This is a genomic window from Allobosea sp. AAP35 (assembly GCF_001295925.1).
In the GTDB taxonomy this organism is placed as follows: Bacteria; Pseudomonadota; Alphaproteobacteria; order Rhizobiales; family Beijerinckiaceae; genus Allobosea.
In genome coordinates this window covers 66,571-86,367 of record NZ_LJHQ01000037.1, presented here as the reverse complement: position 1 = coordinate 86,367, position 19,797 = coordinate 66,571, and the positions used below count along the sequence as shown (strand labels likewise).

General features: G+C 66.0%; 18 protein-coding genes. 7 read left to right on the top strand and 11 right to left on the bottom strand.

The window, feature by feature from the left end:
* The first annotated feature begins 17 nt into the window (after positions 1-17).
* The 4 genes from IP69_RS12695 to IP69_RS12680 all read left to right on the top strand — a co-directional run bounded on the left by IP69_RS12695 (position 18) and on the right by IP69_RS12680 (position 3,125).
* Positions 18-1,187 (top strand): acetyl-CoA acetyltransferase, encoded by a 1,170-nt coding sequence (locus IP69_RS12695; protein WP_054143191.1) that lies wholly within the window; start codon positions 18-20, stop codon positions 1,185-1,187.
* Positions 1,188-1,226: 39 nt separating this feature from the next.
* Positions 1,227-2,420 (top strand): MFS transporter, encoded by a 1,194-nt coding sequence (locus IP69_RS12690; RefSeq protein WP_054143190.1) that lies wholly within the window; start codon positions 1,227-1,229, stop codon positions 2,418-2,420.
* Between the two features lie 72 nt (positions 2,421-2,492).
* Complete coding sequence (locus IP69_RS12685) at positions 2,493-2,726, top strand: AbrB/MazE/SpoVT family DNA-binding domain-containing protein (protein WP_054143189.1); 234 nt, start codon at positions 2,493-2,495, stop codon at positions 2,724-2,726.
* Entirely contained in the window at positions 2,727-3,125 is a 399-nt protein-coding gene (locus IP69_RS12680) for a type II toxin-antitoxin system VapC family toxin (RefSeq protein WP_054143188.1), read from the top strand.
* 18 nt (positions 3,126-3,143) lie between these two features.
* On the opposite strand, the gene IP69_RS12675 is transcribed toward IP69_RS12680, so the two are convergent.
* Entirely contained in the window at positions 3,144-3,407 is a 264-nt protein-coding gene (locus IP69_RS12675) for a BolA family protein (RefSeq protein ID WP_197279840.1), read from the bottom strand.
* 140 nt (positions 3,408-3,547) lie between these two features.
* Between IP69_RS12675 and IP69_RS12670 the strand changes: the two genes are divergently transcribed.
* On the top strand, positions 3,548-4,162 hold the full coding sequence (locus tag IP69_RS12670; protein ID WP_054143186.1) for a DnaJ domain-containing protein: 615 nt from the start codon (positions 3,548-3,550) through the stop codon (positions 4,160-4,162).
* 15 nt (positions 4,163-4,177) lie between these two features.
* Here IP69_RS12670 and IP69_RS12665 read toward each other — a convergent pair whose 3' ends face one another.
* The 3 genes from IP69_RS12665 to IP69_RS12655 all read right to left on the bottom strand — a co-directional run bounded on the left by IP69_RS12665 (position 4,178) and on the right by IP69_RS12655 (position 6,940).
* A complete protein-coding gene (locus IP69_RS12665) occupies positions 4,178-4,948 on the bottom strand; it encodes an ABC transporter permease (RefSeq protein ID WP_054143185.1) in 771 nt (256 codons plus the stop codon).
* Positions 4,945-5,733 (bottom strand): ABC transporter ATP-binding protein, encoded by a 789-nt coding sequence (locus IP69_RS12660; RefSeq protein ID WP_054143184.1) that lies wholly within the window; start codon positions 5,731-5,733, stop codon positions 4,945-4,947. Before IP69_RS12660 ends, IP69_RS12665 begins: the two co-directional genes overlap by 4 nt.
* A gap of 145 nt (positions 5,734-5,878) precedes the next feature.
* Positions 5,879-6,940 carry an ABC transporter substrate-binding protein gene (locus tag IP69_RS12655; protein WP_054143183.1) on the bottom strand — a complete coding sequence of 354 codons (1,062 nt, stop codon included), beginning with the start codon at positions 6,938-6,940 and terminating at the stop codon, positions 5,879-5,881.
* A gap of 296 nt (positions 6,941-7,236) precedes the next feature.
* Between IP69_RS12655 and IP69_RS12650 the strand changes: the two genes are divergently transcribed.
* Positions 7,237-8,241 (top strand): TerC family protein, encoded by a 1,005-nt coding sequence (locus IP69_RS12650; RefSeq protein ID WP_054143182.1) that lies wholly within the window; start codon positions 7,237-7,239, stop codon positions 8,239-8,241.
* Positions 8,242-8,262: 21 nt separating this feature from the next.
* Here IP69_RS12650 and IP69_RS12645 read toward each other — a convergent pair whose 3' ends face one another.
* A complete protein-coding gene (locus IP69_RS12645; protein ID WP_054143181.1) occupies positions 8,263-8,718 on the bottom strand; it encodes an Lrp/AsnC ligand binding domain-containing protein in 456 nt (151 codons plus the stop codon).
* 133 nt (positions 8,719-8,851) lie between these two features.
* On the opposite strand from IP69_RS12645, the gene putA reads away from it, so the two are divergent.
* Entirely contained in the window at positions 8,852-11,953 is a 3,102-nt protein-coding gene (putA, locus tag IP69_RS12640; protein WP_054143180.1) for a bifunctional proline dehydrogenase/L-glutamate gamma-semialdehyde dehydrogenase PutA, read from the top strand.
* Positions 11,954-12,166: 213 nt separating this feature from the next.
* Here the strand turns inward: putA and IP69_RS12635 are convergent, their stop codons facing one another.
* From IP69_RS12635 to IP69_RS12610, 6 genes are all read right to left on the bottom strand, one after another.
* On the bottom strand, positions 12,167-12,580 hold the full coding sequence (locus tag IP69_RS12635) for a F0F1 ATP synthase subunit epsilon (RefSeq protein ID WP_054143179.1): 414 nt from the start codon (positions 12,578-12,580) through the stop codon (positions 12,167-12,169).
* A gap of 106 nt (positions 12,581-12,686) precedes the next feature.
* Entirely contained in the window at positions 12,687-14,153 is a 1,467-nt protein-coding gene (gene atpD / locus IP69_RS12630; RefSeq protein ID WP_054143178.1) for a F0F1 ATP synthase subunit beta, read from the bottom strand.
* Positions 14,154-14,217: 64 nt separating this feature from the next.
* Positions 14,218-15,087 (bottom strand): F0F1 ATP synthase subunit gamma, encoded by an 870-nt coding sequence (locus IP69_RS12625; RefSeq protein ID WP_054143177.1) that lies wholly within the window; start codon positions 15,085-15,087, stop codon positions 14,218-14,220.
* A 102-nt stretch (positions 15,088-15,189) separates the two neighbouring features.
* On the bottom strand, positions 15,190-16,719 hold the full coding sequence (gene atpA, locus IP69_RS12620) for a F0F1 ATP synthase subunit alpha (protein ID WP_054143176.1): 1,530 nt from the start codon (positions 16,717-16,719) through the stop codon (positions 15,190-15,192).
* Positions 16,719-17,288 (bottom strand): F0F1 ATP synthase subunit delta, encoded by a 570-nt coding sequence (locus IP69_RS12615; RefSeq protein WP_054143175.1) that lies wholly within the window; start codon positions 17,286-17,288, stop codon positions 16,719-16,721. The genes atpA and IP69_RS12615 overlap by 1 nt, the downstream gene beginning before the upstream one ends.
* A gap of 247 nt (positions 17,289-17,535) precedes the next feature.
* Positions 17,536-19,722, bottom strand: coding sequence for a primosomal protein N' (locus IP69_RS12610; protein ID WP_054143174.1), 2,187 nt, complete (start codon positions 19,720-19,722; stop codon positions 17,536-17,538).
* Positions 19,723-19,797: the final 75 nt, after the last annotated feature.

Below are 19,797 nucleotides of genomic sequence, written 5' to 3'. Positions count from 1 at the left end.
GATATGGGAGAAATGCCATGAGCGCTGCGATCGTCGGTTGGGCCCATACGCCGTTCGGCAAGCAGGATGCGGAGACGATCGAGAGCCTGATCGTCCGAGTCACCACTGACGCGCTGATCGACGCCGGCATCACGGCCGACCAGGTCGACGAGATCGTGCTCGGCCATTTCAATGCCGGTTTCTCGGCCCAGGACTTCACCGCCTCGCTCGTGCTCCAGGCCGATCCGGCGCTGCGCTTCAAGCCCGCCACCCGCGTCGAGAACGCCTGCGCCACCGGCTCGGCCGCCGTCCAGCAGGGCGTGCGCGCCATCAAGGCTGGCGCGGCCAAGATCGTCCTCGTGGTCGGCGTCGAGCAGATGACGACGACGCCCGGTCCCGAGATCGGCAAGAACCTCCTCAAGGCCTCCTACCTCCCCGAGGAGGGCCATACACAGGGTGGTTTCGCCGGCGTGTTCGGCGGCATCGCTGCCGCCTATTTCCAGCGCCATGGCGACCAGTCGGACGCACTCGCCATGATCGCTGCCAAGAACCACAAGAACGGCGTCGACAACCCTTACGCCCAGATGCGCAAGGATCTCGGCTATGCCTTCTGCCGCGAGGAGAGCGAGAAGAATCCTTACGTCGCGGGCCCGCTGAAGCGCACCGACTGCTCGCTGGTCTCCGACGGCGCTGCCGCGATCGTGCTCGCCGACGAGGAAACCGCGTTGACCATGCGCCGTGCTGTGGGCTTCCGCGGCATGGCCCATGTCCAGGATTTCCTGCCGGTCTCGAAGCGCGACATCCTGAAATTCGAGGGCGGTGCTCTGGCCTGGCAGCAGGCGCTTTCGCTGGCCGGCGTGACGCTCGACGATCTCTCCTTCGTCGAGACGCATGACTGCTTCACCATCGCCGAGCTGCTCGAATACGAGGCCATGGGCCTGACGGGGGAAGGCGACGGCGCGCGCGCCATCAAGGAAGGCTGGACGCAGAAGGACGGCAAGCTGCCGGTCAACCTGTCGGGCGGCCTCAAGGCCAAGGGTCACCCGATCGGCGCCACCGGCGTCTCGATGCATGTGCTCAGCGCCATGCAGCTCGTCGGCGAGGCGCCCGAGGGCATGCAACTCAAGGACGCCCGCCTCGGCGGCATCTTCAACATGGGCGGCTCCGCGGTTGCGAATTATGTCTCGGTGCTCGAGCGGATCAAGTGATCGGCTCGCCGTCCAGCCTGCCGACCGGTTGATCTGCCTGTGCTGATTTTCTGTGCGCTGCTGCCGGCCTATTTCCTGTCGATCTTCTACCGTTCGTTCCTGAGCGTCATCGCTGGGCCGGTGATGACTGACCTCGCGATCGGCCCGCGCGAGTTCGGGCTGCTCGGCGCGGCCTGGTTCACGACCTTCGCCCTGGCGCAATTCCCGATCGGCTGGGCGCTCGACCGGCTCGGCCCGCGGCGCACGGTGGCCGCCGCCATGGCCATCGGCACGGCCGGCGCCTTCCTCTTCGCCTATGCCAACGGCGCGCTCAGCGGCACGCTGGCCATGGCGCTGATCGGCATCGGATGCGCGCCGATCTTCATGGCAAGCCTGTTCCTCTTCGCGCGCACCGCAGAGCCCGCGCGCTTCGCCTTCCTGACCTCGGTCTTCATCGGACTGGGTTCGCTCGGCAATCTGGTCGGAGCCGCACCGCTCGCCATCGCCTCCGCGCATTATGGCTGGCGTCCCTCGATGCTGGCGATGGCCGGCTGCTTCCTGGTCGCCACAGCCCTCGCCGGTCTGCTGATCCGCGATCCGCCGCGCGCGGAAAGCGCATCCGGCAAGGCAGAGGGCCTCATCGCAGGCCTGTTCAGCATCCTGAAGCTGCGCCCGCTCTGGCTGCTCGCCCCGATCACGCTGACCGGCTATGCCATCCTGGCGACCGCCCGCGGGCTCTGGGTCGCGCCGTTCATGGCCGATGTGCATGGCTTCGATGCGGTGGCCGCCGGCAATGCCGCGACCGCCATGGCGCTCACCATGGTCGCGGGGGCCTTCTTCTATGGCGGGCTGGAGAAATGGGTTGGGCGGATCAAACCACTCGTGCTCTGGGGCACGCTCGGCACCGCGGCGACCTTCGCGCTGCTCGCAGGTTTTGGCGCCTCATCCGCACCCTTGGCGATCCTGCTGTTTGCGCTGATCGGCGCGATCGGTTTCACCTATGCCATCCTGATGGCGCATGCGCGGCTGTTCTTCCCCTCGCATCTGCTCGGGCGCGGCATGACGGCGGTGAACTTCCTCTTCATCGCCGGTGCCGCGTTGGCGCAGTCCGGCTCCGGCTGGTTCATCGCCGGCCAGCGCGCCGCGGGCCTCGACGCGGCATCGACCTTCGCTCATCTGCACTGGATCTTCGCCGCGCTTTTGCTGGCGTCGGCAGCGATCTACGCCTTCACACCGGAGCGGCCGAAGGCGTAGCGATCACCTGCAAGCTTGCGATGACGAACCCCGAGTATTACCTTGATCCATACTGGTAATACGGAGGTCACAATGGCGACGACAGTCACCAGCAAGGGGCAGGTCACCATTCCGAAGCCCATCCGCGATCGCCTTGGCATCGTGCCCGGGAGCGCCGTCGATTTCCGGATGGATACGGGCGGCAACGTCGTCCTGCTGAAGGCGGATGGTTCTCGGCCAAAAAATCGGTTCGATGCAGTCCGTGGGATTCTGGCGTCAAGTCCCAGCACCGACGAAATCATGGCGCTTCTACGCGGTGACGATTAAGTGACTTTGATCGACACCAACGTCCTGCTCGATCTTTTCACAGACGACCCGAACTGGTCAGCTCGGTCAGCAGCCCAACTCGACAGGTTGGCTCTGGTCGGGCAGCTGTTGCTGAACGAAATCGTCTACGCTGAACTGTCGGTGAGTTTCGCAACGCCCGATGCCGTCGACGAAGCGCTTGCTCGTATCGACATCAAATTGACGCCCACACCTCGCGGAGCATTGTTTCTCGCCGGCAAGGCCTACCGCCGTTATCGATCATCGGGAGGAACGCGGACCGGTGTTCTGTCGGACTTCTTGATAGGCGCTCATGCTGCGGCGGCAGGACTTCCGCTCCTGACCCGCGACGCCAGGCGCTACCGCACCTATTTCCCCACTGTCGAACTGATCACGCCCTGAAGCGGCGAGCGGCCTCCCTCAGCCCTCCCCCGGCGCCCTGGCCGCGATCGCCAGCGCATGGACGCCATCCGCGAGTTCCTGCGCCAGCGCCGCATTGACGAGGCGGTGACGCTCCAAGCGGCTCTTGCTGGCAAACGCCGCCGCCACGATCTCGACCCTGAAATGTGTCTCGCCACCCTCGCGCCAGCCACCATGACCCTGATGCTGGTGCGACTCGTCGATCACGTTCAGCCGCTGCGGCGCAAGCGCCAGTTCCAGCTTGTTGGTGATCCGTTCAGCCATTCCGGTCATGATCGCGACACCGTTCTCGATGATTTGCGTCCCCAGGGCCGTCTTCTGACCGGCCCTGTCATACCCGGCCTGCGGCTACATGCTGCATCGCCCTTGCCGGTTCCGATCCCGCGTCTCATAACCATTCGATCATGAACTTCAACTCACGCCTGTTTGACCGCATCAGGATCGGCCCTTCCGAGGCGGAAGAGGTCAAGGAATCCGACGCGCCGCTCTGCAACCATCCGGGTTGCAAGCGGCCCGGCGAATTCCGCGCGCCGCAGGGCCGTGGCCGCGAGGGCAAATTCTTCCTGTTCTGCATGGAGCATGTGAAGGCCTACAACGCGACCTACAATTATTTCGCAGGGATGAACGACGAGGCCCTGGCCGAATACGCCAAGGACGCCGCCATCGGCCACCGGCCGACCTGGAAGCTCGGCGTGAATTCCAAGGCGGCGCGGATGGCGCAGCGCAATCGCACCACCAACGGCGAGCAGGAGGATGTCCAGGACGCCTTCAACATCTTCGGGACGAGGCGCACGCAGACGGCCGCCCAGCCGGAGCCGCGCGTCGGCGTCGTCGCGCGCAAGGCACTGGAGGCACTGGGGCTCGACGAGAACGCCGATTCCGTCGCGATCAAAGCCCGCTACAAGGAACTGGTGAAGCGCTTCCACCCGGATGCCAATGGCGGCGACCGATCGCGCGAGGGCACGCTGCAGGAAATCCTCAAAGCCTATCAGCAGCTCAAATCGACGGGCATGGTCTGAACCGGCCCTGCCGGATCAGACGTTGCCGAGTTGCGAGCGCTTGGCCCAGCCGGTCATCCGGTTCTCGACGGCATCGACGATCGCCACGAGGAACACCCCGAGCACCGCCAGCACGATCAGCGCCGCGAAGATCAGCGGCACGTTGAAATCGGCCGAGGCGCGGGTGATCAGGTTGCCCAGCCCGAGATTGGACGCGTTCTGCTCGCCGATCACCGAGCCGACATAGGCCAGCGTGATCGAGACCTTTAGCGCCCCGAACAGATAGGGCAGCGAACGCGGAATGCCGACCTTGGTCATGATGTCCATGCGGCTGGCGCCGAGCGCCTTGAGCACATCCTCGGTTTCGGGCTCGATCGTCGCCAGCCCCGTCGCGACATTGACGACGATCGGGAAGAACGAGATCACGAAGGCGGTGAGCACCGGAGGCAGCCAGCCCACGCCGAACCAGATCACCAGGATCGGCACCACCGCGACCTTCGGGATCGAGTTGAAGCCGACCAGCAGAGGGTTCAGCCCCGCATAGGCGAGCTTCGACGAGCCGACGAGCAAACCCAGCGCAAGCCCGAAGGCGATCGAAAGCGCGAAGCCCAGCGAGGTCATCCACAGCGTGTGGAAGGCGTTGGTGTAGAGCGGCTTCTGATACTGGACCAGCGCCCCCCACACCGCCGAGGGCGGCGGCAGGATGAAGGTCGAAATCGAGAAGACACGACAGGCCGCTTCCCAGATCAGGAAAAAGCCGATCGTGAAGAGGTAGGGTGCTAGCTTGAGCCAGGTCGAGCGCTTCATGCCACCGCCCTCGCCTCGCGGATATGACCGCGCAGCTCATGGACGATTGCCGCGAATTCCGGCGTGTAGGTGATGTCGAGATCGCGCGGGCGGGCAAAGCCGATCTCGCGCTCGGCGATGATCCGGCCGGGCCGCGCCGACATGCAGAACACCCGGTCGGCCAGGAACACCGCCTCGCGCAGGTCATGCGTGACCAGGATCACGGTGACGCCGCGCTGCGCATGCAGATCGCGGATCACGCACCAGAGTTCCTCGCGAGTGAAAGCGTCCAGCGCCCCGAACGGCTCATCCAGCATCAATAGCTTCGGCTCGTGGATCAGCGAGCGGCACAGCGAAGCCCGCTGCTGCATGCCGCCCGAAAGCTGCCAGGGAAACTTCGAGCCCATGCCCTTGAGGCCCACGGTCTCAAGCAGCATCTCGGCGCGCGCGACATATTCGGCCTTGTTCGCGCGCAGGCGCGAGCGGTGGGGCTGGACGATCTCGAGCGGCAGCAGCAGGTTCTGCAGCGTCGTGCGCCAAGGCAGCATGACCGGGTTCTGAAAGGCCATGCCGGTGATCTTGATCGGCTCGGAAACCTCGCGCCCATCGACGATCACGGTGCCGGATTTCGGCCGCTGCAACCCGGTGGCGAGCTTCATCATGGTCGATTTGCCGCAACCGGATGGGCCCACGATCGCGGCAAACTCGCCCTCGCGCACCTTCAGCGACAGACCCTCGACGGCCGGAGGGCCATCGCCGCCGCCATAGACATGCGTGACATCGTGAAGTTCGACGAAGGCGGTCAATCCGGCTCTTTCCAAGCGCGGTCATCCCGGGCGGAGCGAAGCGCAGACCCGGGATCCATGCCGGAACGGTCAGGCATGGATCCCGGATCGGCGCCGCTGACGCGGCTTGTCCGGGATGACCGTTGAGGATCGGTCTAGTGGAAACTCAGAACACCCGCTCGGCCGAGGCCGGCAGGAATGCGTCGGTGAAGGCGTCGCCCGCCTTGGCCTTGTCCTTGAAGGTGAAGGTCAGGGCGATCTGGTCGAGCGCACGGTCCCAGCGCGCCTTGTCGATGCCGCCGAAGCCATTGGTCTTCACCCAGGGGGTCATCACGTTCTGGGCGAGCGTCATCCTCAGGCGCTCCAGTTCGACCTCGACCTTGGCGACGTCGTTGCGCTTGATCACGAGCTGCGCGCCGAGTTCCGGATTGGCCACGGTATCCTTGACGCTCTTGGTGATGGCCCGCAGCAGGCCGCGCACGGCCTCGGGCTTCTCGGCGGCAAATTTCGGCGAGACCATGATGACGTTGCCATACAGTTCGACGCCATAATCAGACATCAGCATCACCACGATGTCGTCGACGGGCACGCCGCGCGACTTCAGATTGATGAAGGAGGAGTTGGCGAAGCCGAACACGGCATCGACCTCGCCCGAGGCCAGCATCGGCTCGCGCACGGGGAAGCCGACATTCTCCAGCCGCATCTTGCTGTCGTCGAGCTTGTTGACGGCCTTGAAGATCGGCCACTGCGCGAAGGCGGCGTCAGCGGCCGGGGCTCCGAACTTCTTGCCTTCGAGCGACTTCACATCCGCCGTGACGCCGCGGCTCTTGCGCCCGACGATCGAGAAAGGCGGCTTGTCATAGACCATCATCACCGCCTTGAGGTCGATGGTCGGATTCTCGTCGCGGAAGCGGATCAGCGAATTCACATCGCCGAACCCGACATCATAGGTCCCCGACGCGACGCGCGGGATTGCCTCACGCGAGCCATTGCCGGTGTCGATGGTGACGTCGAGCCCCTCGGCTTTGAAATAGCCCTTCTCGATCGCCATCAGGAACAGCGCGGCCGGTCCCTCGAAGCGCCAGTCCAGCGTGAAGCGAACCGGCGTCTGCGCCTGTGCGGACGGAGCGAGCCCAAAGAGCGCCGCCGCGAACCCGGCGGCGAGAACGAGCTGCCGCGCGGTCGAACGCAGGCATCCGAGGACAGGCGGGCGGATCGGGGCGGGCATCGATGTCTCCTTTGGAAATGGCGATCTTTGTCTGGTCCGCAGCGATAGCAAGCTTCATGCCGCTTGGCTGTGCACACTGACGCAGCGAGGGCCACGGTCAAGCCGCAATCGGGTCGGAAGCCGGCTCTCCCACATATTCGTGTGCGGAAGCGCGCGCAGGCCCCTTGTCAAATGAGGGCGTCGATCCCACGTCGCTCGCGGTGGTAACCGGGCCCCTCTGGCGGAGCACGTCTGGATGACGTGGCCGCGATGTCGGAACCGCCTTCGACATCAACGCAAACCATAGGCGCCCGGACATGGATATTCTGCTTGCCGACTGGCTCGGCAAGCCGCTCTGGATGTGGAGCGGCTTTCTTGCGATCGTTTTCGCCCTTCTCGCTTTTGACCTTGGCCTGCTGAATCGCGGGCAACGCGAGATCGGCATTGCCCGCAGCCTCAGGCTGTCGGCCTTCTATATCGGCTTTTCCTGTCTCTATGGCGCCGCCGTCTGGTGGGCCTACGAGGCCGGCCATCTCGTCACCACCGACGGCACCCATGCCGGCGTCACCTTCTTCACCGGCTTCTTCATCGAGAAGGCCTTGTCGATCGACAACGTCTTCGTCATCTCGCTGATCTTCAGCTTCTTCGCGATTCCGCCGCGCTATCAGTACCGGGCGCTGGTCTGGGGCATCATCGCGGTGATCATCCTGCGCGGCCTGATGATCGGCATCGGCGCCGCGCTGGTGCAGGAATATGACTGGATCCTGTTCCTCTTCGGCGCCTTCCTGATCGCCACCGGCATCAAGATGCTGGTCGTGCCGGAGGCCGAGCCGGACATGTCCAAGAACAAGCTCATCGTCTTCTTCAAGAAGCGGATGCGCGTCACCGACGCCCTGCATGGCGAGCGCTTCTTCGTCAGGTTGCCGGACGCCGTCACCGGGAAGACCCTGCTCTACGCGACGCCGCTGTTCCTGGCACTGGTGGTGATCAATCTCGCCGACCTGGTCTTCGCGGTCGACTCGGTGCCGGCGATCTTCGCCATCACCACCGACCCCTTCATCGTCTTCACCGCCAACATCATGGCGATCCTGGGCCTGCGCGCGCTTTATTTCGCGCTCTCGGCGATGGTGCATCGCTTTGAGTACCTGAAGACGGCGCTGGCGCTTGTCCTGGTGTTCATCGGCGGCAAGATCTTCTGGAACCAGATCTTCGGCAAGGTCGATCCCGCGATCTCGCTGGGCATCACCCTGGCCCTGATCCTCGGCGGCGTCATCTTCTCGCTGTGGAAGACACGCGACGCGGCCGCCCGCACGGTGGAGTGACATCCAGCCGGCGGCGCGCTGTCACAAAGGCAGCGCGCCGTCGGTCTTGACCTCCTCCATCACCGCATAGGTGCGCGTCTCGCGCACCGCCGGCAGCGCCAGCAGAACCTCGCCGAGGAAGCGGCGATAGGCATTCATGTCGGCGACGCGGGTCTTGACCAGATAATCGAAGCCGCCCGCCACCATATGACACTCCAGCACCTCGGGCGCGCGCTTCACGGCTGCGGCGAAACGCTCGAAGGCATCGGGCGTCGTCTTGTCGAGATAGACCTCGACGAAGACGAGCAGGTTCAGGCCGAGCTTCAGCGGATCGAGCGTCGCCCGATAGCCGGTGATGTAGCCCTCGCGCGTCAGGCGCTTCAGCCGCTCGCCGACTGCGGTGGGCGAAAGACCGACCTTGTCGGCCAATTCGACGCCGGCGATGCGGCCATCCGCTTGCAGCAGGCCAAGGATACGCCGGTCGGTTCGATCGAGCACGGGATTATTCTCTGTCGGAGCACGTCATAGCAGGACGATATACGGCCTGACGACCGAATTTGCCAATTGATCTGCACCGTCTAAGGCCCGATGCTTCAGATCATCCCGTCGTCCTGTCTTCGGAGCCGTTTTCATGGCCGCGCCTGTCCCGACGCCTCCCGCCTTTCGCGCTCCCTTCGCCGAGGATGACGGTGCGATCGCGACGCGTTTGCTCGAGGGTGCGCGCCGCGAGCCTGCCGCGAAGGCCCGCATCGATGCGCAAGCAACCAGCCTGATCGAGGCCATCCGCAGCCGCAAGGTCGGGCTGGGCGGGATCGAGGAACTGCTGCGGGAATATTCGCTCTCCACCCGCGAGGGGCTTGCCTTGATGGTGCTGGCTGAGGCGCTGCTGCGCGTGCCCGATGCCGCCACCGCCGACCGGCTGATCGAGGACAAGCTCGGCCAGGGCGATTTCGCCCATCACGAATCGAAATCCGACGCCTTCCTGGTTTCGGCCTCGGCCTGGGCGCTGGGAATCACCGCCCGCGTCATCCAGCCCGGCGAGACTCCGACCAGCATCATCGGCGGGCTGGCCAAGCGGCTCGGCGTGCCGACGGTGCGCACGGCGACGCGCCAGGCAATGCGCGTCATGGGCAACCATTTCGTGCTCGGCCAGACGATTCAAGAGGCGCTGAAACGCGCCGGGTCCAAGAGCGGCAAGCTCTATCGCTACTCCTTCGACATGCTGGGCGAAGGCGCCCGCACGCAAGCCGACGCCGACCGCTATTTCGCATCCTACGCAGCCGCGATCGACGCCATCGGCCGCTCGGCCGGCAACGCGCCCCTGCCCGACCGGCCGGGCATTTCGGTCAAGCTCTCGGCGCTGCATCAGCGCTACGACGCGACCAACCATAAGCGGGTGCTTGCGGAACTCGTGCCTAAAGTCGTCAAGCTCGCCCAGCAGGCCAAGTCCTACGACCTCAATTTCACCATCGACGCCGAGGAGGCCGACCGGCTCGAACTCTCGCTCGACATCATCGATGCCGTTATCGCCGATCCTTCGCTGGCCGATTGGGACGGCTTCGGTCTGGCGATCCAGGCCTATCAGAAGCGCGCATCGGCGGTGATCGCCCATATCGGCGCACTCGCCGAGGCGCATGGCCGGCGCATGATGGTGCGCCTCGTCAAGGGCGCCTATTGGGACACCGAGTTGAAGCGCGCCCAGGAGCGCGGCCTGCCCGACTATCCGGTGTTCACCCGCAAGGCGATGACGGACCTCAACTACGAGGCCTGCGCCGCGCAGCTTCTGGCCCTGCGCCCGCGCATCATCCCGCAATTCGCCACCCACAACGCCCAGACGGTGGCGACGGTGGCCGAAATGGCAGGAAGCGCGGAGGGCTTCGAGTTCCAGCGGCTGCACGGCATGGGCGAGGCGCTCTACGAAAAGCTGCTGGCCGACCCCGCCGGCTTCGCCTGCCGCACCTATGCGCCCGTCGGCGGCCATCAGGATCTGCTCGCCTATCTCGTGCGCCGCCTGCTCGAAAACGGCGCCAATTCCTCCTTCGTCAGCATCTCGGGCGATCCCGACGTGCCCGTCGCCCAGTTGCTGGTGCCTCCAGCCGACATCATCGGCAATGCCGGCGCGGCGCGGCACCGCCGGATCCCGCTCCCAGCCGATCTCTTCGGGCCAGCGCGAAAGAACTCCGCCGGTGTCGAACTCGGCCATGCCGAAAGCCTCGACAGCCTGCTTGCGGAGATCGCCGCCGCATCGGGCAAGCCCTTTCCCGAGTCCGGCCCGATCATCGATGGCAAGGCGACAGGCGGCACCGCGCGCGATGTCCGTTCGCCGATCGACAACCAGGTCATCGGCCGCGTCCATGAAGCCGATGCCGCGCTGGCCGAGCGCGCGATGCGGGCGGCGAAGGCGGGCTTCCAGGCCTGGAACGCGACGCCCGCCCGCACCCGCGCCGCCGCACTGCGCAAGGCGGCCGATCTGATGGAGGGTCGCCGCGGTCTGCTGCTGGCTCTGCTACAGGCCGAAGCCGGCAAAACGCTGGACGACGCGATCTCCGAGGTTCGCGAGGCCGTCGATTTCTGCCGCTACTACGCCGCCGAGGCCGAGGCGAAGTTCGCTGTGCCGACCGCCCTGCCCGGCCCGACCGGCGAGGACAACCGCCTCGTCCTGCGCGGGCGCGGGCCGTTCCTGTGCATCGCGCCCTGGAATTTCCCGCTCGCGATCTTCGCCGGCCAGATCACGGCCGCGCTCGTGGCGGGCAACAGCGTCGTCGCCAAGCCGGCGCCGCAGACCCCGTTGATCGCGGCTGAGGCCATCCGCCTGCTGCACGAGGCCGGCGTCCCGACGTCAGCCCTGCATCTCGTGCCGGGCGACGGCACGCTGGGTGCTGCCCTTGTCGCGCATAAGGACGTCGCCGGCGTCGCCTTCACTGGCTCGACCACGACCGCACGCGCGATCAACCGCGCGCTTGCGGCCAAGGACGGGCCGATCGTGCCCCTGATTGCCGAGACCGGCGGCCTCAACGCCATGATTGTCGATGCCACCGCGCTCGCCGAACAGGTGGCGGACGACGTCGTGATGTCGGCCTTCCGCTCGGCCGGGCAGCGCTGCTCGGCTTTGCGCCTGCTCGTGGTCCAGGAGGACGTCGCCGACAAGATGCTCGAGATGATCACCGGCGCCGCCCGCGAGCTGAAGCTGGGCGATCCCCGCGCAATCGACACCCATATCGGCCCTGTCATCGACGCCGCCGCCAAGCATCGCCTCGATGGTCATATCGACACGATGCGCCGGCTTGGCCGCCTGACCTGGGCCGGTGAGACCCCGGCTCTCGGCGGCACCTTCGTCGCGCCGCATGTGGTTGCGCTGAACAGCATCGGGGAACTGGCGAGTGAGCATTTCGGCCCGATCCTGCATGTCGTGCGCTGGAAGGCCGGCGAGCTCGCCAAGGTCATCCACGACATCGAGGCCACCGGCTATGGCCTGACGCTGGGCGTGCATTCGCGCATCGAGACGACGGTCGAGGAGGTGACGCGCAAGCTCTCGGCCGGCAACATCTATGTCAATCGCAACATCATCGGCGCGGTCGTCGGCCAGCAGCCCTTCGGCGGCCACGGCCTCTCCGGCACCGGCCCCAAGGCCGGCGGCCCCAATTACCTGATGCGGTTTGCCACCGAACAGACGGTCACGATCAACACGGCGGCTGCGGGCGGCAATGCGAGCCTGATCGCAATGGGGGAGTAATCGCGATGATGGCAGGGTGATCGGCCGTCATTGCGAGCGCAGCGAAGCAATCCAGGACGGTTGGGTTTGCGCTCTGGATTGCTTCGCTGCGCTCGCAATGACGAGCAGGCGAGGTCGGCATTCGAAAATGCAAAAAGGGCCGCCTGCGCGACCCTTCCTTCATCCATCTGCTTTGCAGACACCTTCTCCCCGAGCGGAGAAGGCAGCACCGCCTCACGCCGCCTTGCGGCTATCGAACACGTGCTTGAACTCGCGCAGCTGCACGAGGGCCTCGTGCAGGCGCCGCTTCTCGTCTTCGTCCTGCGAGCCGGTCAGTTTGGTCTCGGCGGTCAGGATCTCCTGATCGAGCACGGCGGCGTTGACGTCCTCGAGGAAGCGGCCCTGCTCAGCCAGGATCGTCGTGGCGCCGGCATTGATCTCGATCAGCCCGCCATTGACGAAGAATTCCTTGCCGTTGTCGCTGGTTGCCTGAACCAGGACGATGCCCGCCTTCAGCGTCGCAACCATCGGCGCATGGCCGGCCAGCACCGTGATTTCACCCTCGACGGCGGGAACGATGACGCTGACGACATCGCCCGAGAACAGGATACGCTCGGGCGAGACGAGTTCGAACTTGAAGGTAGCCATCGGTACTCTCTCCCGGGCTCGTCATGGTCGGGCTCGACCCGACCATCTCGAAAACCAGTGTGCTTTCGTCCAGAGATTCTCGGGCCAAGCCCGAGAATGACGCTGCTTACGCCGCTTCCGCCGCCAGGCGCTGGGCCTTCTCGATGGCTTCGTCGATCGAGCCCACCATGTAGAAGGCGGCTTCCGGCAGGTGATCGTACTTGCCCTCGACCAGGCCCTTGAAGCCCTTGATGGTGTCTTCCAGCGCGACGAGCTTGCCCGGCGAGCCGGTAAAGATTTCGGCGACGAAGAAGGGCTGCGACAGGAAGCGCTCGATCTTGCGGGCGCGGGCGACGGCCAGCTTGTCCTCTTCCGAGAGCTCGTCCATGCCCAGGATCGCGATGATGTCCTGAAGGGCCTTGTAGCGCTGGAGGATCTGCTGGACCTGGCGGGCGATGTTGTAATGCTCGTCGCCGACAATCGCGGCCGACAGCATGCGCGAGGTCGAGTCAAGCGGGTCCACCGCCGGGTAGATGCCCTTTTCCGCGATCGAACGCGACAGCACGGTCGTGGCGTCAAGGTGAGCAAACGAGGCGGCGGGCGCCGGATCGGTCAAATCGTCGGCGGGCACATAGATCGCCTGCACCGAGGTGATCGAACCCTTGGTGGTGGTGGTGATGCGCTCCTGCAGATTGCCCATGTCGGTCGCCAGCGTCGGCTGATAGCCCACCGCCGACGGAATGCGGCCGAGCAGCGCCGACACTTCCGAGCCGGCCTGCGTGAAGCGGAAGATGTTGTCGACGAAGAACAGCACGTCCTGGCCCTTGTCGCGGAAGTCTTCAGCGACGGTGAGGCCCGACAGGGCGACGCGCATGCGCGCACCCGGGGGCTCGTTCATCTGGCCGTAGACGAGGGCGCATTTGGAGCCGTCGCCGCCGCCCTTCTTGTTCACGCCCGACTCGATCATCTCGTGATAGAGATCGTTGCCCTCGCGGGTGCGCTCGCCGACACCGGCGAACACCGAATAGCCGCCATGGGCCTTCGCGACGTTGTTGATCAGCTCCATGATCAGCACGGTCTTGCCGACGCCGGCGCCGCCGAACAGGCCGATCTTGCCGCCCTTGGCGTAAGGCGCCAGCAGGTCCACGACCTTGATGCCGGTGACCAGGATCTGCGCGTCGGTCGCCTGCTCGGCATAGGAAGGCGCGGGCTGGTGGATGCCGCGGGTCGCGGTCGTCATGATCGGGCCGGCCTCGTCGATCGGCTCGCCGATGACGTTCATGATGCGGCCGAGGCACTCGTCGCCGACCGGCACCATGATCGGCGAGCCGGTGTCGGTCACCGACTGGCCGCGCACCAGACCTTCGGTCGAATCCATGGCGATGGTGCGGACCGTGTTCTCGCCGAGATGCTGCGCGACCTCGAGAACCAGGCGGTTGCCGAGATTGGTGGTCTCGAGCGCGTTCAGGATCTCGGGCAGCACGCCGTCGAACTGGACGTCGACGACGGCGCCGATGACCTGCGCGATGCGGCCGGTGCCGGTGTTGGCGGGCTTCTCGTCGGCGGCGATCTTCTTCGTAGCGGCTTTGGCCATGGTGATAACCTCGGATTCGCGTTCAGCGTGTCGGGCAGCCGGCGCACCGGCCTAAAATAGGCGGTTAGAGCGCTTCCGCGCCGGAGATGATCTCGATCAGTTCCTTGGTGATCATCGCCTGGCGCGAGCGGTTGTAGAGTTGCGTCTGCTTCTTGATCATTTCGCCAGCGTTGCGCGTGGCGGAGTCCATCGCCGACATCCGCGCGCCCTGCTCGGACGCGGCGTTCTCGAGGATCGCGCGCAGCACCTGAACCGTGAGGTTGCGCGGCAGCAGCGTCTCCAGGATCTCGCTTTCGCCCGGCTCGTATTCGTACACGGCTTCGGTCTTGGGCGCCCCGGTCGGAATCTCGGCGGGAATGATGCGCTGCGCTGTCGGGATCTGCGAGATCACCGATTTGAACTTGGAGAAGAACAGCGTCGCCACGTCGAATTCGCCATTGGCGAAACGAGCCAGAATGTTCTGGGCGATGCCCTCGGCATTGACGAAGCCGACCTGCTTGAAGGCGCGCAGATCGATCAGTTCGATGATGTCCTTCTCGAACTGGCGGCGCAGGATGTCGTAACCCTTCTTGCCGACACAGATGATCTTGACCGTCTTGCCCTGCGCCTTCAGCGCATTCGCCTTGTCGCGGGCAAGCCGCGCGATCGACGAGTTGAAGGCGCCGCACAGGCCGCGCTCGGCCGTGCAGACCACCAGCAGATGCACCTTGTCGGAGCCTGTGCCGCCGATCAGCCGCGGCGCGCTCGATCCGCTGACGCCCGACGCCAGATTGGCCAGCACCGTCTCCATGCGCTCGGCATAGGGACGCGCTGCCTCGGCCGCGGCCTGCGCCCGGCGCAGCTTGGCAGCCGCGACCATCTGCATGGCCTTGGTGATCTTCTGCGTCGCCTTCACGGAAGCGATGCGGTTTCGTAGGTCCTTAAGGGACGGCATCCGGTCTTGATCCCCTACCCGTCAGTGCGAGCGCAGCGACGAAGCAATCCAGAAGGTCTGCGCGGCGAGGCTGGATTGCCTCGCTGCGCCCAGCGCGTGAGATCAGGCGAACGACTTGGCGTAGTCGGTCACGATCTGTTTCAGCTTCGCGGCGTTCGCGTCCGAAAGATCCTTGGTCGAGCCGATCTCGTTGAGCAGGTCGACATGCTTGCCGCGCACCAGCGCCAGCAGCCCGTCCTCGAAGGCGCGGACCTTGTTCACCGGCAGGGCGTCGAGATAGCCGTTCACGCCGGCATAGATCACCACGACCTGCTCTTCCATCTTCAGCGGCGAGAACTGCGGCTGCTTCAGGAGTTCGGTCAGGCGGGCGCCGCGGTTGAGCAGGCGCTGCGTGACCGCGTCGAGATCCGAGCCGAACTGCGCGAAGGCAGCCATCTCGCGGTACTGCGCGAGTTCGCCCTTGATCTTGCCGGCGACCTTCTTCGTCGCCTTGGTCTGCGCGGCCGAGCCGACGCGCGACACCGAGAGGCCGACGTTCACCGCCGGGCGGATGCCCTGGTAGAACAGATCGGTCTCGAGGAAGATCTGGCCGTCGGTGATCGAGATCACATTGGTCGGGATATAGGCGGACACGTCGTTCGCCTGCGTCTCGATGACCGGGAGCGCCGTCAGCGAGCCGAGGCCGGCGTCCTCACCCATCTTCGCCGCGCGCTCGAGTAGGCGGGAGTGGAGATAGAACACGTCGCCGGGATAGGCTTCGCGGCCGGGCGGGCGGCGCAGCAGGAGCGACATCTGGCGGTAGGCGACGGCCTGCTTGGACAAGTCGTCATAAATGATGACCGCATGCATGCCGTTGTCGCGGAAATACTCGCCCATGGCGCAGCCGGCGAAGGGCGCCAGGAACTGCATCGGCGCCGCGTCCGAGGCGGTGGCCGCGATCACGATCGAGTATTCCAGCGCGCCGCGCTCTTCGAGCACCTTCACGAACTGGGCGACAGTCGAGCGCTTCTGGCCGATCGCGACATAGACGCAGTAGAGCTTCTGGCTCTCGTCGCCGGTCTCGTTATTGGCCTTCTGGTTCAGGATCGTGTCGAGCGCCACGGCGGTCTTGCCGGTCTGGCGGTCGCCGATGATCAGCTCGCGCTGGCCGCGGCCAATCGGGATCAGGGCGTCGATCGCCTTGAGGCCGGTCGCCATCGGCTCATGCACCGACTTGCGCGGAATGATGCCTGGCGCCTTGACGTCGACGCGCGAGCGCTGGGTCGCCTTGATCGGGCCCTTGCCGTCGATCGGGTTGCCGAGCGCGTCGACGACGCGGCCGAGCAGCTCCTTGCCGACCGGCACGTCGACGATCGCGCCGGTGCGCTTGACCGTCTGGCCTTCCTTGATCTCGCGGTCGGAACCAAAGATCACGACGCCGACATTGTCGCTCTCGAGGTTGAGCGCCATGCCGCGCACGCCGCTCTCGAACTCGACCATCTCACCGGCCTGGACCTTGTCGAGGCCATAGACACGGGCGATGCCGTCGCCGACGGACAGAACCTGGCCGACCTCGGTGACGGAGGCCTCGGATCCAAAGTTCGCGATCTGCGCCTTCAGGATCGCGGAGATTTCAGCGGGGCGGATTTCCATCAGCCGACCTCTTTCATGGCAAGACGAATTGAATTGAGCTTGGTTTTCAGCGAGGCGTCGACCATGCGGGAGCCCATCTTGACGACAAGCCCGCCGATCAGCGCCGGATCGACCTTGATTTCGACATCGACATCCTTGCCCGCGACAGCGGCGAGCGCGGCACGGATCTCGTCGACGCGCTTCTGCGCAGGCGCCTCGGCGAGCGTGACCTGCGCGCTGACGATGCCCTTGGCCTGCGCGACGAGCGCCTTGTAGCCGGTGATCATGCCCGGCAGAGCGAACAGGCGGCGCTTGCTGGCGACGAGGCCGATGAAATTGGCGGCGATGCCGGAGATCTTGGCGGCAGCGAGCACCGCCTTGATCGCGCCGGTCTGCTCCTCGGCGGAGAAGGCCGGGCTGCCGACCAGACGGCGCAGATCCTCGCTCTCGGCGAGCATCGCGGAAAAGCTGTCGAGATCGGCGGAAACGGCATCGACGGCGTTGGCATCTCCCGCCAACTCGAACAGGGCCGTGGCGTAGCGACCGGCTACGCCCGAAACCAGTGATCCTTGTGATCCGCCTTCAGCCACGCGTCACATCTCTCGTTTCATAGGACCGCTCCCGGCGACCTTCCTGCGAAGGTGGAGTGCGATGTCCTGGCGCTGCGGTGTATCACGGACGAGAACCCGGCAAGACGGCTCCGCGACCTAAATGTGGCGGTGCACTAGCATGCGGTTTTGGGGCGCGCAATCCGTTGATGGCGATCGGCGCCGCCGTTTTGCCGGGACAGCCCGGCATTTGGCGCATACAGCCGGTTTTCGCGCCGAACCACATATTTCACAGAAAACTCTGCGGATCGACATCGACCGCGACCCGCACCGAGCCCTTGGGCTTGCCGCCGCGCTTGAGCCAGGCGCGCAGATAGTCCTGCAGGTTCACATCCCGCTCGGTCTTGACGATCAGGCGCATGCGGTGGCGGCCGCGCAGCACGGCCAGCGGCGCCTCTGCCGGCCCCAGCACGCTAACCCCCTCGGGGGCGTCGGCGCAGCGCGCCAGCGCCCTCGCATGGCTCTCAGCCTCCGCTTGGGTGCTGGCCGAGACGATCAACCCGGCCAGCCGGCCGAAGGGCGGCAGGCCGGCAGCCTCGCGCGACGCGGCTTCCGCGGCATAAAACCGCTCCGGATCGCCCGAGACCAAAGCCTTGAGCACGGGATGCGTCGGATCATGCGTCTGCAGCAGGGCCCGCCCCGGCTTTTCGCCCCGCCCGGCCCGGCCGGTGACCTGGCGCAGCACCTGGAAGGTGCGCTCGGCGGCACGCGGATCGCCCGAGGTCAGCCCGAGATCGGCGTCGATCACGCCCACCAGCGTCATACCCGGAAAATTATGGCCCTTGGCGACGAGCTGCGTGCCGATGACGATGTCGAACGCGCCCGACGCCACCGCCATCAGCTCGGTCTTCAGCCGCTCCGTGCCCCCGGGAAAATCGCTCGACAGGACGATGCCGCGCGCCTGCGGAAACAGCGTCGCGACCTCCTCCGCCAGCCGCTCGACGCCGGGCCCGCAGGCGCTCAGGCTGTCCTGCGCATGGCATTGCGGGCATTCGTTGGGCCGCCGCTCGACATGGCCGCAATGATGGCAGACCAGCGCCCGCCGAAAGCGGTGATCGACCAGCCAGGCCGAGCAGTTGGGGCACTGGAAGCGGTGCCCGCAATCGCGGCAGAGCGTCAGCGGCGCGTAGCCGCGCCGGTTGAGAAACAGCAGCGATTGTTCGCCCGCCTCGAGATTGACCGCGATGGCCTTTGCCAGCGTCTCCGAGATCCAGCGCCCGCGCGGCGGCTTGTCCTGCCTCAGATCGACGAGGGCCAGCGTCGGCAGGGTGCGCCCACCAAAACGCTCGGGCAGCTTGAGGTGGGTGTAGCGTCCGCGCTCGGCATTGACGCGGGTTTCCAGCGAGGGCGTCGCCGAGGTCAGGATCACCGGCGCGTTCTCGATGCGCCCTCGCACCACCGCCATGTCGCGGGCGTGATAGGCGACGCCGTCCTCCTGCTTGTAGGCGGCCTCATGCTCCTCATCGACGACGATCAGGCCGAGGTCTTGATAAGGCAGGAACAGCGCCGAGCGTGCGCCCGCCACCACCTTCGCCTCGCCGCTGGCAATCGCCGCCTGCAGGCGCTCGCGCTTGCGGCCCGTCACCGCCGAATGCCACAGGCCGGGCCGGACGCCGAAGCGCGCCTCGAAACGGTCGATGAACTGAGCCGTCAGCGCAATCTCCGGCATCAGGATCAAACTCTGGCGCCCGAGCCGGACGGCTTCCGCCACCGCCTCGAAATAGACCTCCGTCTTGCCCGAGCCGGTGACGCCTTCGAGCAGCGTCACGACGTAGTTCGCCGCCTTGACCGAGGCGACGAGCGCGGCGGCCGCCGCCGCCTGATCCTCCGACAGCTTCGGCTGTGCATGGTCGGGGTCGGGCAGCGCAGCGACAGCCTCGCGCGGCAGCGGCTCGACCGCGAAGGTGCCGGCATCGACGAGGGAATCGATCACCGCGCTGCTGACCGAGGCCGCCTCCGCCAGCGCGCTCTTGGCCATGAGGAGCCCGCCTTCGGCCGCAGCGATGGCCCGGGCGCGCGCCGGGGTCAGGCGAGCGGGCGGCGGCCCGACAAGACGAACGCCAAGCTTCGGACGCTCCGGCGCATCATCCGGCGGGCGGCGCAGGGCCAGCGCCAGCACCGAGCCCTTGGCCGCCAGCGTGTACCAGGCGACCCAGTCAACGAGCTTCATCAACGCCGCATCGAGAGGCGGCATGTCGAGCTTGCCGGTGACGTGCTTGAGATTGCCGCCGCCGCCCGTGCCGGCTGCCCAGACCACGCCGACGGTCTGGCGCGGCCCGAGCGGTACCTGCACGACATCGCCCGGTGCCAGGACCAGGTCCGGCGGCACGGCATAGCTGTAGGCCTGGTCGAGCGCGAGCGGGATCAGCACCTCGACAGTGCGGCTCTCGACGGGGCTGTTTTGCGCTTCGCTCATGGTCCGGGTTTCTCGCAAACGCGCCGATTGCCCAAAAGCGCGCGGCAGGAGCGGAGTGGCACCGCATTTAATGAA